The 13,683-nt window shown below is 45.2% G+C and carries 10 protein-coding genes; 6 read left to right on the top strand and 4 right to left on the bottom strand.

The window, feature by feature from the left end; translation table 11 throughout:
- The first annotated feature begins 22 nt into the window (after positions 1 to 22).
- Positions 23 to 652, top strand: coding sequence for an NAD(P)H-dependent oxidoreductase (locus BM090_RS05475; RefSeq protein ID WP_091508789.1), 630 nt, complete (start codon positions 23 to 25; stop codon positions 650 to 652).
- 82 nt (positions 653 to 734) lie between these two features.
- Here BM090_RS05475 and BM090_RS05470 read toward each other — a convergent pair whose 3' ends face one another.
- Together BM090_RS05470 and BM090_RS05465 are read right to left on the bottom strand one after the other, a co-directional pair.
- Positions 735 to 1,817 carry an alkene reductase gene (locus BM090_RS05470; RefSeq protein WP_091508784.1) on the bottom strand — a complete coding sequence of 361 codons (1,083 nt, stop codon included), beginning with the start codon at positions 1,815 to 1,817 and terminating at the stop codon, positions 735 to 737.
- A 136-nt stretch (positions 1,818 to 1,953) separates the two neighbouring features.
- A complete protein-coding gene (locus tag BM090_RS05465; protein ID WP_245756681.1) occupies positions 1,954 to 2,856 on the bottom strand; it encodes a dienelactone hydrolase family protein in 903 nt (300 codons plus the stop codon).
- Between the two features lie 326 nt (positions 2,857 to 3,182).
- Here BM090_RS05465 and BM090_RS05460 point away from each other — a divergent pair, with 326 nt between their 5' ends.
- Both BM090_RS05460 and BM090_RS05455 read left to right on the top strand, forming a co-directional pair.
- Positions 3,183 to 4,592, top strand: coding sequence for an MBL fold metallo-hydrolase (locus BM090_RS05460; RefSeq protein WP_091508777.1), 1,410 nt, complete (start codon positions 3,183 to 3,185; stop codon positions 4,590 to 4,592).
- 51 nt (positions 4,593 to 4,643) lie between these two features.
- On the top strand, positions 4,644 to 4,922 hold the full coding sequence (locus tag BM090_RS05455) for a rhodanese-like domain-containing protein (protein WP_091508772.1): 279 nt from the start codon (positions 4,644 to 4,646) through the stop codon (positions 4,920 to 4,922).
- Positions 4,923 to 5,151: 229 nt separating this feature from the next.
- On the opposite strand, the gene rho is transcribed toward BM090_RS05455, so the two are convergent.
- Positions 5,152 to 7,029, bottom strand: coding sequence for a transcription termination factor Rho (gene rho / locus BM090_RS05450; protein WP_091508768.1), 1,878 nt, complete (start codon positions 7,027 to 7,029; stop codon positions 5,152 to 5,154).
- Between the two features lie 500 nt (positions 7,030 to 7,529).
- Between rho and BM090_RS05445 the strand changes: the two genes are divergently transcribed.
- From BM090_RS05445 to nadC, 3 genes are all read left to right on the top strand, one after another.
- Entirely contained in the window at positions 7,530 to 9,782 is a 2,253-nt protein-coding gene (locus BM090_RS05445) for a RelA/SpoT family protein (protein WP_091508764.1), read from the top strand.
- Positions 9,783 to 9,855: 73 nt separating this feature from the next.
- On the top strand, positions 9,856 to 11,034 hold the full coding sequence (locus tag BM090_RS05440; protein ID WP_091508761.1) for a glycosyltransferase family 4 protein: 1,179 nt from the start codon (positions 9,856 to 9,858) through the stop codon (positions 11,032 to 11,034).
- Positions 11,035 to 11,086: 52 nt separating this feature from the next.
- Positions 11,087 to 11,950, top strand: a complete 864-nt coding sequence (nadC, locus tag BM090_RS05435; protein ID WP_091508757.1) for a carboxylating nicotinate-nucleotide diphosphorylase — start codon at positions 11,087 to 11,089, stop codon at positions 11,948 to 11,950.
- Between the two features lie 319 nt (positions 11,951 to 12,269).
- Here nadC and BM090_RS05430 read toward each other — a convergent pair whose 3' ends face one another.
- On the bottom strand, positions 12,270 to 13,658 hold the full coding sequence (locus tag BM090_RS05430) for a glutamate synthase subunit beta (RefSeq protein WP_091508754.1): 1,389 nt from the start codon (positions 13,656 to 13,658) through the stop codon (positions 12,270 to 12,272).
- Between the last annotated feature and the right edge of the window lie 25 nt (positions 13,659 to 13,683).

Raw genomic sequence — 13,683 nt, 5'->3', positions numbered from 1 at the left:
CCCTAACAAAAATATATCAAAAATGAACTTAATAGACGATTTGAACTGGCGTTATGCCACCAAAGCTTACTCAACACAAAAAGTGAGCGAAGAAAAAATTAATTTTATCCTCGAAGCTATTAATCTTTCAGCTTCATCCACAGGATTGCAACCGTATCGTATTTTTTTGATAGAGAATAAGGAGATTCAGGCCAAATTGGGAGCTAATTCTTTTAACAAACAGATTGCAACTTCTTCTCATTTGTTAGTTTTTGCAGCCTATAATAAGGTAACTACCGATCACGTTCGTAGCCTTATTAGTTTAGCCGCCCAGAAACAAGGTGTCTCAGTCTCAGAATTAGAAGGCTTGTTTAATATGATCGACTCGTATTTTAAAACACAAACTGAAGAATGGCAAAAAAGCTGGGCAGAACGTCAAACCTATATTGCATTAGGAACAGCACTGATTGCCGCCGCTAATGCACGAGTGGATGCTACACCAATGGAAGGTTTTGATTATCAGATAGTAGATGAAGTTTTGGGATTAAATGAAAAAGATTTACATAGTATCGTAATTCTTTCGCTTGGTTATAGAGATGAAGCCAATGATTATTTAAGTTCTAAGCCGAAAATCAGAATTCCTATATCAGAAATGGTGACCAAAATTCATTAATAACACTAATCCGTATTAAAACAAAAAAGGGTAAGCCAAAAGCCTACCCTTTTTAAATAAAAATATGCAATGTTAATAAAATTTATAACGTCGGATAATCCGTAAAGCCTTTGGCATCTGCCGTATAGAAGCTATTAAAATCTGGCGCGTTGAGGGCTGCGCCTTGTTCTAAGCGTGCCACCAAATCAGGATTGGCAATAAACGGACGGCCAAAAGCCACCAAATCCGCTGCACCGCTTTCTAAGTCGGCATTGGCGCGGTCGGCATCATAGCCACCACTCAAAATCAAAGTTCCTTTGAATGCGTTGCGAATTTTTTCTACTACCGAAGCAGGCACGGCAGGCGCACCCATTGAGCTATGGTTTACCAAATGCACATACACCACACCCAATTTGTTGAGTTCTTGGGCAATGTAAGTGTTGGTTTCTTCCACGCTGTCGTAAGCTGGTTGCATGTCGTTGAAAGCACCGTAAGGCGACAAACGAACGCCCACTTTGTCAAAGCCAATGGCCTCGCCCGTAGCTTTCGCGATTTCTAACAAAAAGCGACTACGATTTTCGATGCTTCCGCCGTATTCGTCGGTACGTTGGTTGCTGGCTGGATTAATGAATTGTTCTATCAAATAGCCGTTTGCGCCGTGCAATTCTACGCCGTCAAAACCTGCCGCAATGGCATTTTTAGACGCGTTCACGTATTCGCCTACTGCTTCTTTTACTTGCGCAGTAGTCAAAGCCACAGGCACTGGGTACGGCTGCATTCCTTCGGCATCTGTCCAGATTTCGCCACCCAAACCGATAGCCGACGGCGCAACGATTTGCGCACCAGCAGGTAAGTTGGCTGCGTGCGACGCGCGGCCAGTGTGCATGAGTTGCACGAAAATATGACCGCCTTTGGCGTGTACGGCTGCCGTTACGGGTTTCCAGCTTTCGGTTTGTGCTTCTGAATACAATGCTGGAATGCGAGCATAGCCTAAGCCATTAGCCGAAGGCGAAATACCTTCCGTAACGATAAGGCCAGCGGTAGCGCGTTGTGCGTAATATTCTTTGATAAGGTCGTTAGCTACGTTGCCGATGGCGCGGCTGCGCGTCATGGGAGCCATAACGGTTTTGTTCGATAGCGTGATATTGCCCAACTTGGCAGGCGTGAATAAAGCTTTTTTGCTCATGATTGATTGCAAAATTTTTGAATGAAGAATAATTTTTACAGATTGGTTGTAGCTACATTATTTGTAACAACTTCTTTTTGCAAAATAGTTTCCTTCAATACAAAAAATTGCCTGTGCCCTTCCCAAAAATAGGGTTTTACATTGTAGCGGTATTGCTTTTTGCTGCTTTCTTTGCTTTGGCTTTTTGCGGGTTTTTCTCCAACAAATTTTTGAGTTTGCTCGTGATATACGCTACACTTTGTTTGCGGCATTCGTCCGTAAATACTTTGTTGTAATGCGGGTTACTTGGATTGGCAAACGCGTGATCAGCTTCATAAATTTTGGTTTTATATTTTTTACCAACGCTGTCCATTTTGGCTTCAAACTCATGTACTACGGCTGGCGTAATCCATTGGTCTTGTGCCGCAAAAAATCCTAACACGCTGCAATGCAACTTTTTAAGTTTCTGCGTATCGGTTTCGGGCATTCCGTAATACATCACGCAACCTTTGGCTTTTTTGCCCAACTGCAAAGCCGCTTGCAACGACCACGTTCCCCCAAAACACCAACCCAACGTTACGATTTTGGCTTTTTTGCCTGCATACGCCATCGCGCCTTCTATTATTTTTTGGGCGCGTTCGGGCTTCACGGTCTGCATATAAGCGGCGGCCTCTTCGCGCGTGGCAGCAATGTTGCCATCATAAAGGTCTATGGCCATTACGTTTACGTCTTTCAGGGATTGGGCGTACCAAGCTGCTTCGTTTTTCACGTAATCGTTTAGCCCCCACCATTCATGGAAAATAAACAAAAATTTATCGCTTTCTTGGGCTGATTTTATCAAAAAAGCATTGGCTTTTTTGCCGTCCAGCGTAATGAAAGTAATGGCTTTGCCTGCCGCGCCCGTGTACTGATACGGCAAGGGCGTTTCATGGGCTTTTACAAATTCTTTGTCCGTTGAAAAGGCCACAAAACGGCTACAACAAGTCTGTTGCGCCCAAACATTATCGGGTTGCAACCACCACAAACCCAATAAAATAAATAGTAATACTTTGCGTGTCATTTTTTTGATGTAAACTAATCTTTGGAAATAGTAAAAAAAAGCACAAGGCTTTGGGGCAAAGCTACATACAGTAAAGCATTTTGCCTAAAAGAATTTACGACAGAGAAAAAATCATGTCAAATTCTGCGAAAAGAACTAAATAATACGGTGTCGGGTTGTATTTTTGTTTAATTAAAAATCTGTTAGGCATAAGGTTATACTATCTTTTTTACAACTTTTTATCTTAAAGTAACTTTAGTCACTGTGCGGGTCGCGCTGAGGTGCCAACTTTGTGTTGTTAATGAAAGTTGATACAGTAGCTCACCCAAATATTTCAAGAAATAATTATGAAAGTAGAACAAATTTATACAGGCTGTTTGGCACAAGGTGCTTACTACATTGCCTCTGAAGGTGAAGCGGTTATCATTGACCCATTGCGCGAAATACAACCATACTTAGACCGTGCCGCCAAAGACGGAACTAAGATTAAATATATTTTGGAAACCCATTTTCATGCCGATTTTGTGAGCGGACACCTTGATTTGGCCAAAGCCACTGGCGCAACCATCGTGTATGGCCCTACGGCCAAGCCCGCTTTTGAAGCGCACGTAGCCACCGACGGCGAAGTATTGAAAGTCGGCAAAGTACAATTTAAGGTTTTGCACACACCTGGCCACACGATGGAAAGCTCTTGCTTTTTGCTTATCAATGAAGCGGGCAAAGACGAAGCCGTTTTCACAGGTGACACGCTTTTCATTGGCGATGTAGGCCGCCCAGACCTTGCCCAAAAAGCCGCAAACCTCACACAAGAACAATTAGCCGCGTTGCTTTACCATTCGCTCCGCGATAAAGTAATGACACTGGCCGACGAAGTAATCGTTTACCCAGCGCACGGTGCGGGCAGTGCTTGCGGCAAAAACATGAGCAAAGAAACAGTTTCGACCATTGGCGAACAAAAAGCGAAAAACTACGCTTTGCGTGCCGACATGACCGAACAAGAATTTATAGCAGAAGTAACCGATGGCCTTTTGCCTCCACCAGCCTATTTCCCGATGAACGTGGCCATGAACAAATTGGGCTACGACAGCATCACGGAAGTACTCAAACGTGGACTTACACCACTTTCTCCAAGTGCGTTTGAGGCGGCAGCCAACGAAACAGGTGCGATGATTTTGGACGTGCGCAAAGCCGCAGTGTTCAAAGATGGTTTTATTCCGAATGCCATTAACATCGGCTTGGACGGACAATTTGCTCCTTGGGTTGGTGCTTTGATTCCTGACGTAAAACAACAAATCCTGCTTATAACCGAAGTGGGCGGAGAAGAAGAAGCCATAACACGTTTGGCGCGTGTAGGTTACGATTATGTAATCGGCTACTTAGAAGGTGGTTTCGAAGCTTGGAAAACAGCAGGCAAAGAAGTAGATACGGTTACGCGCATTACCGCCGACGAGTTTGCTAAAGGCTTTGCGAACGAAGCACTTGTCATTGATTTGCGCAGACAAGGCGAATACAGTGCCGAACACTTAGATGGCGCAAAAAATATTCCGCTTGACTATATCAATGAGCATTTGGCGGAGTTCCCGAAAGATACGCCTTTCACGATTCACTGCGCAGGCGGTTATCGCAGCATGATTGCGGCTTCTATCCTCAAATCGCGCGGTTGGTCGAACTTCAAGGAAGTAGAAGGCGGCTTTGGAGCGATTAGCAAAACCAATGTTCCCAAAACAAACTTTGTTTGTCCAAGTACATTGAAATAAACAGAAGAGATTTTACTCAAAACTAAATGTATATCCAAAATAACAAAAACGATGGCAATTGATTTTAAAGGAATGGTAGCACAAGGTGCGACTATCTTAGACGTTCGTACACCAGAAGAATACAGCGAAGGCCACATCGAAGGTTCTATCAATATTTCGGTGGACAAAGTAGGGACAGAATTAGAGCGTATCAAAGGCATGAAGCAGCCCATTATTACGTGTTGCCGCAGCGGCGGACGTAGCGGAATGGCAACTTCGGTGCTCACTTCGCAGGGCATGGAATCGTACAACGGCGGCCCTTGGAACGTGCTACTAAGCCAAATCCAATAATATTGTTTTTTGTGTTTTCTAAATTGATTCGATAAAAGATGAAAAAGCCTTCTTGCAACAGCAAGAAGGCTTTTTCATCTTTTATGTCTGATTATTTCGCCAGTGCACCCGATGATACGCACTGCAGTGCGTATTTACTAAGTCTATGCTCCTAAACATTAAAGCCGCCAACTTCGTCATAAATGAAGTTGGCGGCTTTAAAAAGTGTAAAATATTAATTATAAATGGATTACCCGTTCATTGAAATTAAGAACTCGGCATTACTACGCGTGAATTTCATTTTGTCTTTCAAAAATTCCATTGCCTCGATAGAGTTCATGTCGGCCATGTGCTTGCGCAAAATCCAAACACGATTAAGTTCTTCTTTGTCCATGAGCAAATCCTCGCGGCGTGTTCCCGAAGCAGGCACGTCAATGGCAGGATAAACACGTTTGTTGGCCAATTTGCGGTCGAGTTGCAATTCCATGTTGCCTGTGCCTTTAAATTCCTCAAAGATAACTTCGTCCATTTTCGAGCCAGTTTCGATAAGAGCCGTCGCGATGATGGTCAGCGAACCGCCATTTTCGACATTACGCGCCGCCCCAAAGAAACGTTTTGGTTTGTGTAAAGCGTTGGCATCTACACCACCCGACAAGATTTTGCCAGACGAAGGCGCAGTAGTGTTGTAGGCACGTGCCAGACGCGTAATCGAATCCAAGAGGATAACGACATCGTGGCCACATTCTACCATGCGTTTTGCTTTTTCCAACACGATGCTTGCCACTTTTACGTGGCGTTCGGCCTGCTCATCAAACGTAGAAGCAATTACTTCGCCTTTCACGCTGCGCATCATATCCGTTACCTCTTCTGGGCGTTCGTCGATGAGCAACACAATCAAATAAACTTCTGGGTGATTTTTGGCAATGGCGTTTGCTATTTCTTTGAGCAATACGGTTTTACCTGTTTTGGGTTGCGCCACAATCATACCGCGTTGGCCTTTGCCGATAGGCGCGAAAAGGTCAAGGATACGGGTAGAATATTGGTCGGGCGTAGTGCTCAGATTTAACCGCTCGTTGGGGAACAAAGGGGTAAGATATTCAAAGGGAATACGGTCGCGGATTTCGTCGGAGGTTTTGCCGTTGACGGTATCCACGCGCAAAAGCGCGAAATATTTTTCGCCTTCTTTTGGCGGGCGTATTGGACCTCTCACGGTGTCGCCAGTCTTGAGGCTAAACAATTTCACTTGCGAAGGCGAAACATAAATATCGTCGGGGCTAGCCAAATAGTTATAATCAGCCGATCGCAAAAAGCCGTATCCTTCTGGCATCATTTCCAAAACCCCTTCGCTGGTAACCATTCCATCAAACTCGCGAATATTTACGGGCAATTGCACAGGAATAGGCGGCGCGGCAACTACTGCAACAGGAGCAGGCAGAGGCACAACGGGCATCTCTACGTCTTGGGCAGGTGCAAGAGTTGGTGCGGCAGGTGTTGGCGTTTCGGGTGTTGTGTCGCGGGAAGCACGAATGGCGCGGTCTTTTTCACGCAAATATTCGCGTTGAGCTTCTCTTTGCGCTTCACGGAACGCTTCACGTTCTTTGTTACGTTGCTCTCGGCGTTCTTGGTTGGCCGAAGGAGGTGTGGGAGGAGCGGCAGGCGGAACACTCGTGTCGCCGAATGCCGTCATGATTTGGTCTATGTCGTTGGTAAAGCTGGCCAACAAATCTTCTGTTTCGGCAATGTTGATAGGCGGAAGCGTAGAAGGATCTTTGTCGCGAGGCTTAAATGTTTCACTATCAGAATTATTGCTTTGATTATCAGAAGATTGTACGTTTTCGCGCTTGATGCGTTGGCGTATTCTTGGCGGTTGAGCAGGATTGTGTTCTGGTTCGTTTGGTTGTTGTTGTTCTGCCACTACTTCTTCATTTTCTACGGGTGTATTGGCTAAAGGAGGCAATGGGGGCGTTTTGGCTTTCAGTTCGCTTTCTGGTAATATGGATTGTTGGTCTAAAATTTTATAAATGAGTTCGTTTTTGGCTAATTTTCTAAAATTCTTAACGCCAAGCGTTTCTGCAATGTCTTTCAGTTCGGCAAGCAATCTGTCTTTTAATTCTTCGATGTTATACATACGAAAGTGCTGGAATGTTTGAATGGGAATGAATATGAAATGATGCGACCCAAACACAGCGTTTAGTTTACGATGAGCTGTGTTCGAGATAATATTTTGATTTGATTTTTTGTTTTATGGCCTAAGAAACCGTTACCCTGAATATTCCTAATGTCAAAAAAGCCCAAGTAAAGGAATATATGACGGGGTAAGAAGGCTAAACAATTTTACTTTGATGAAAAAAACTGTTGGGCTACGATTCGCCCGACTGAAGTTAAGTCTGGACAAAAGTATAAATGCCTACGCAATTTGTCAAGAGCTTTGCATTCAAAAAGGCTCATAAAAGAAACAAATTTTCTTTTTTTGTATGAAAACCAGTTTATTATGGGTCATTATTACCCAAAAGCTATTTTAATTGAGCATGATAAGTTGAAAAAAAGCATTTTTTGCTTTCTTAGGCTATGTTTTTTTTGTAGGTTTGACATACTTAGATATATCTGTAACCAAAATCTGCGACGACAATGGAAGAATTAAATATTGATATTGAAGCTGAAAATAAAGAGATCGTACGTCGTTATCGGAAATTAGTTACGCTAGCGCGTCCCACCTTCAAAAAAGGTGATGCCGAAATGGTACGGAAAGCGTTTAAGTTTGCATTGGAGGCACACAGCGGGACACGTCGCAAATCAGGCGAGCCATACATTTATCACCCCATTGCCGTAGCACAAATTGCGGTAGAAGAAATCGGATCGGGGCCAACCTCGATTATTGCAGCACTGCTGCACGATGTAGTAGAAGATACTGACTGGGAACTCAAGGATATAGAACGCGAATTTGGCGCGAAAGTAGCCCAAATCATTGATGGGCTTACCAAAATTTCGGGCGCGTTTACACCGGGTTCGTCCCAACAGGCCGAGAATTTCCGTAAGATGTTGCTCACGCTCACCGACGATGTGCGCGTGATTCTGATCAAACTCGCCGACCGCCTCCACAATATGCGCACGCTGGAAAGTATGCAGCGCAATTCACAACTCAAAATCGCTTCCGAAACCATTTATCTATACGCGCCACTGGCGCACCGCTTAGGCCTATACGCCATCAAAACGGAGCTGGAAGACCTTTATCTAAAATACACAGAACCTGCGGTTTATAAAGAAATTTCTGATAAAATAAAGCAAACCAAAGCAGCGCGTACCAAGTTTATTAAAGATTTTATTGCACCCATCGACAACGAGTTGAACAAACAAAACTTTAAGGTAACCATCAAAGGCCGCCCCAAAAGTATTCACTCGATTTGGAACAAAATGCGCAAGCAAGGCATTCCGTTTGAGCAGGTGTACGACCTTTTTGCCATTCGCATTATCATCGACACGGCCTACGAACACGAAAAAGCCGACTGCTGGAAGGTTTATTCTATCGTAACGGATTATTATATGCCTAGTCCCGAACGCCTCCGCGACTGGGTGAGTACGCCAAAAAGTAACGGCTACGAATCCTTGCACACAACCGTAATGAGCAAAGCAGGCCAATGGGTAGAAGTGCAGATTCGGACGCAACGCATGGATGACATCGCCGAAAAAGGTTACGCCGCACACTGGAAATACAAAGACGCACAAACAGGCAACCACAGCCCCGCCACACGCGAATCTGGTATTGAACAATGGATTGGAAAAGTACGCGAAATGATTGAGCAAAACGACTCCAACGCCATCGACTTTGTCAATGACTTCCGTAGCAACCTATTCAACGACGAAGTTTTTGTTTTTACGCCAAAAGGCGATTTGAAAGTATTGCCTGCAGGTTCGTGCGTGTTGGATTTGGCTTTTGATATTCACAGCCAAGTGGGCGCGCGATGTATCGGGGCAAAAATCAACCAACGTTTAGTTCCCATCAACTCTAAACTGAGCAATGGCGACCAAGTCGAAATCCTAACCTCGACCAAACAACGCCCTTCTGCGGACTGGCTTAAGTTTGTAGTAAGCTCTAAGGCTATTTCCAAAATAAAAGAAGTATTGCGCGAACATACTCGTTCCCAAATTTCGGAAGGCCGAGATATTGTAGAACGAAAACTCAAACAATTTAAAATTACGCTCAGCGACGAGATTCAGAATCAACTCAAATCATTTTTTTCGCAGAAAACGCCGCAAGATTTGTTCCTCAAAATTGCGCAAGGAACAATAGACCCCAAAGAACTCAAACGTTTTAAAGAAGCCCGCGACGAAGGTTTTCCGCGCCCTGTGCCCGCAGGTGCTGCTGCGTCGAGTGCGGCCCCACTATTGGACGGCAAATCCATCGAGCGCGAACTAAGACGTACTCAAGGAACTGATTTTTTGGTGATTGGGAGAGGTGATAGCAAAATTGAATATGCGTTGGCCACGTGCTGCAACCCGATTGCTGGCGACACGATTTTTGGGTACGTTACTTCCACTGGCAGCATCAAGATTCACCGCACGAGTTGCCCGAATGCTCCCGAAATGATGGCGCAACACGGATACAGGATCCTGAAAGCACAATGGGCTTCGCAGCAAGACAGTTCTTATTCGGTAGGGCTGAAAGTAATGGGAACAGATCGCATTGGCTTGGTAAGCGATGTTACAAAAGTTATTTCTCAACAACTCAAAGTAAATATGGAATCTATTGCACTTAAAACGACAGACGGCGTGTTTGATGGCGAAATTGTGCTAAGTGTGCAAGATACGGACCACCTCAACGAACTGATTCATTTGCTTTCCAAAGTGGAAGGTGTGGTGAATGTGAGTCGTTTTGATGTTTAATTCAATAAATTTCAGGAAGTTGCATCCCAATTCTTTATCATAAAATCGGTATGCAACTTTATTTTTGGTTGGAATGAAAATCCTCTACATTCATCAGTATTTTTTTACGCCACAAAGCGACGGGCGCATACGTTCGTACCATTTGGCCAAAGCCCTTGTAGCCGAAGGCCACACGGTAGAGCTTATCACTTCCCACAATGCTCCCGACTATCAGCACGCCGACGTGGAAGGCATTAGCGTACATTATTTGCCGATTTTTTATGATAACGCGTTGGGCAAATGGCAGCGCATCAGGGCGTTTGCGGCTTTCGTGTGGAAATGCTACCGATTGGCCAGCCGCCAAAAAGCAGATGTATGTTTTGCCACGTCCACGCCGTTGAGTATTGGCATTATTGCGCTGTTGCTCAAATGGTTGCATGGTATTCCGTACATTTTTGAGGTGCGCGACTTGTGGCCAGAAGCCCCGATACAGCTGGGGTTTTTCCGCAATCCGTTTTACAAAAAAGTGTTGCGTGGCCTCGAAAAAATTATTTATCAAAATGCCCGCCATGTAGTAGCTCTTTCGCCGAGTATGGCCGACGGCGTGCGCAAAGTTTGCCCGCAAGTGCCAGTTTCCGAAATTCCGAACATGGCCGACACGGAGTTTTATCAGCCTACCACCAACCCAAAAGGCGAGCAACTTTTGCACAAATTTTCTTTAGATAAAATACTGACCATCACGTATATCGGCACGTTTGGGAAAGCTAACGACCTACGGCAATTTCTTGGCTTGGCGCAATGGTGGCAAACGAACGCGCCTTATCCCGCGCAATTTGTGTTGGCGGGAGCGGGGGCGGAACGGCCTTTGCTGGAGAATTTTATACAAGAAAATCAGCTTCAAAACGTGCGATTGCTTGGACACCAAAACCGCATGCAGGTGCGTGAGTTGCTGGCTGTCAGCGACTTTTCGTATATCAGCTTTGCGCAATATCCGATTTTGCAGACCAATAGCCCCAACAAATTTTTTGATTCGATAGCCGCAGGCTTGCCCTGCCTTATCAACGTGCAAGGTTGGATTTTGGAGGAAATCCGCCGCGCCAACTGCGGTTTTTATGCCGATCCCGAAAATCATGCTCACACTTTTGAGCAAATCCATCAGCTTTGGCAAAAGCCCGAAGCCTATGCCCAAATGCGCCAGAATGCTCGCTTGCTGGCCGAAAATAAATTCAGCAAGGCACAAGCTATACAAAAATTTGTAGCTTTGTTCCGCTAAAATAACAGTGCTACACAGCACTTCAAGGACTTATTTTTTTACCTAAAACATTATGAAAAATTACCCTTTCTATATAACCGAAGAAAGTCTTAACTTTTTTATAACCAATGCCTTAGCTGAAGACATTGGCGAAGGCGATCATTCTACGCTGGCCTCTGTGCCTGCCGATGCCCAAAATCAAGCCAAACTCATCGTAAAAGCCGACGGCGTGTTGGCGGGCGTGGAAATGGCATTGCGCGTGTTTGCGGCAGTGGACAAAGACTTGAAAGTAGAAGTATTGTTACAAGACGGCGCGGCGGTCAAATATGGCGATATTGCCTTTGTGGTGCGCGGCAAAGCCCAGTCTATTTTGAGTGCGGAGCGTCTGGTACTCAACTGTATGCAGCGCATGAGCGGCATTGCCACGTACACGCACCGACTCACGCAACTCATCGACGGCACGTCGGCCAAGCTATTGGACACACGCAAAACAACGCCTAATTTCAGGATTGCGGAAAAATGGGCGGTACTGATTGGTGGCGGTTGTAATCACCGATTCGGGCTTTTTGATATGGTTATGCTCAAAGACAACCACATCGACTACGCGGGCGGCATCACGCAGGCCGTAAAAGCCACGCAAGCCTATTTGGAAAAATTGGGCAAGCCCTTGGCTATTGAGGTGGAAACGCGTAATTTGGAAGAAGTGAAAGAAGCCTTGCAAGTGGGCGGCGTGGCGCGTATCATGCTCGACAACATGAGTCCTGAGCTGATGGCGCAAGCCGTACAAATCATTGACCACCAATGCGAAACGGAGGCTTCGGGCGGCATTACGGAACAAACTATTCGGATGGTGGCACAAACGGGTGTAGATTTTATTTCGGTGGGTGCACTGACGCACTCGGCGGGTAGCCTCGACATGAGTCTAAAGGCTTTTTAAAAGATTATTATCTAAAAGAATAGGTTCGTTTTTGATATTATCCCCTAAAAACACTGCTGCCTTCCCAAAAAAATCGGGAAGGCAGTTAGTGTATCCATTTTATAAACCTAAACCTTTTAAGATGAGAAATTTTACTTTCGCATCTTTACTCTCTAAAACTTTCTTTACGGCAAGTACAATCCGTTCAGAACATGAGCAAAGCTAAAGTAAATAAGATATTGGTTTATTCTAATTAGGTGAAATGATATGTTTGCTCGGTGAAATGTCGTTTTTGCTCGACGAAATTCAAAATTTCTCGAAAACGCACAACTTTAGTTCTCTATTTTCCAAAAACGTATTCCGCAATAAACGTAGCGGCTTCCCTGCCATCAAGGGCGGCAGTAACCACTAAATCCGCGCCGCGCGTAGCATCGCCACCCGCAAATACGCCTTCTATGCTGGTTTGTTGTTGCTCGTTGGTCAGAATCGTACCGTAAGGTGTGGTTGTAATGCCGTTATCGGTCAGGAACTGTAATTGCTCGTTGTTGAAACCCAAAGCCAAAATCACGACATCAGCCTCCATAAGTGTCTGTTGGTCTGCTATTTCTGCTAAATATTCTTTGCCCGTTTCTGCATTTTTTTGCAAAGTCGTTTCTACAAAAAACATTCCTTGCAGCTTGCCTTCTGGCGTTACGTCAAAGGCTTTAGGAGCTTTGTTGTACAAAAACTCTACGCCTTCTTCTTGTGCTGCCTTAAATTCTTTGGTGCTGGCAGGCATAGAGGCTTCATCGCGGCGATAAACACACGTAACACTGCTTGCGCCCTCACGCACCGACGTACGCACGCAGTCCATTGCGGTATCACCGCCACCAACCACTACTACGCGTTTGCCTGCTACGCTATATTTTTTGTCCGAACGTTTCCCCAACTGTTTCTTTTGGGCGTTGGTCAGGAACGGAACGGCCATAAACACACCGTCAGAGTTATAACCTTCGTAAGTAAGCAACTTGCCTTCCGTTGCCCCGACAGCCAAAAATACGGCATCGTATTGGCGGCGCAGGCTCTCAAACGTAATGTCTTTGCCAATCTCCGCGTTTAGGTGCAACTCCATACCCGCTTCCAAAAGCCACTGTATGCGGCGCGTAACGGCTTCTTTTTCGAGTTTAAAACTCGGAATGCCATAAATAAGCAAACCGCCCGCCTCGTCGGCTTTCTCATAAATGACAGGCCTGATGCCCGCTCTGAGCAAAAACGTAGCACACGAAAGCCCCGCAGGTCCCGAACCAATGATGGCTACTTTTTTGTCGGAAAGTGTTTGCGGAAATTCGGGTTTAAGGCCTTTTTCAAAACCTGATTCGCTAATAAAAACCTCTACCGAACCAATCGAAACCGCGCCATAATCTTCGTTGAGCGTGCAAGCTTTTTCGCAAAGGCGGTCGTGCGGGCAGATTCTACCCAAAATCTCAGGAAAAGGCGATGTTTCGTTGGATATATCAAAAGCCGATTGATGTTCTTTTTCGGCAATGTATTTGAGCCATTGAGGAATATTGTTGTTGAGCGGGCAGCCCAAAGACGTACAAAACGGAATGCCACATTGAATACAACGACTTGCTTGCGATTCGGCGGCGGCAGTGTTGTAGCGTTCGTATATTTCATCAAAGTTGGCCAAACGTTCTTTGACTGGCTTCACTTCGGGGTCAAGGCGATTTGTCTTGGTATATTCGTACATAAGAAGGAAGATGTTTGCAAGAAAA

This window comes from Flexibacter flexilis DSM 6793 (genome assembly GCF_900112255.1).
In the GTDB taxonomy this organism is placed as follows: domain Bacteria; phylum Bacteroidota; class Bacteroidia; order Cytophagales; family Flexibacteraceae; genus Flexibacter; species Flexibacter flexilis.
This window is presented reverse-complemented; position numbering and strand designations above follow the sequence as displayed.

Excerpts from the sequence above, each read along its gene's own strand:
- BM090_RS05465 (WP_245756681.1), bottom strand. The coding sequence starts at position 2,856 with ATGACACGCAAAGTATTACTATTTATTTTATTGGGTTTGTGGTGGTTG.
- BM090_RS05460 (WP_091508777.1), top strand. The coding sequence starts at position 3,183 with ATGAAAGTAGAACAAATTTATACAGGCTGTTTGGCACAAGGTGCTTAC.
- BM090_RS05470 (WP_091508784.1), bottom strand. The coding sequence starts at position 1,817 with ATGAGCAAAAAAGCTTTATTCACGCCTGCCAAGTTGGGCAATATCACG.
- BM090_RS05445 (WP_091508764.1), top strand. The coding sequence starts at position 7,530 with ATGGAAGAATTAAATATTGATATTGAAGCTGAAAATAAAGAGATCGTA.
- BM090_RS05455 (WP_091508772.1), top strand. The coding sequence starts at position 4,644 with ATGGCAATTGATTTTAAAGGAATGGTAGCACAAGGTGCGACTATCTTA.
- BM090_RS05475 (WP_091508789.1), top strand. The coding sequence starts at position 23 with ATGAACTTAATAGACGATTTGAACTGGCGTTATGCCACCAAAGCTTAC.
- nadC (WP_091508757.1), top strand. The coding sequence starts at position 11,087 with ATGAAAAATTACCCTTTCTATATAACCGAAGAAAGTCTTAACTTTTTT.
- rho (WP_091508768.1), bottom strand. The coding sequence starts at position 7,029 with ATGTATAACATCGAAGAATTAAAAGACAGATTGCTTGCCGAACTGAAA.
- BM090_RS05430 (WP_091508754.1), bottom strand. The coding sequence starts at position 13,658 with ATGTACGAATATACCAAGACAAATCGCCTTGACCCCGAAGTGAAGCCA.
- BM090_RS05440 (WP_091508761.1), top strand. The coding sequence starts at position 9,856 with ATGAAAATCCTCTACATTCATCAGTATTTTTTTACGCCACAAAGCGAC.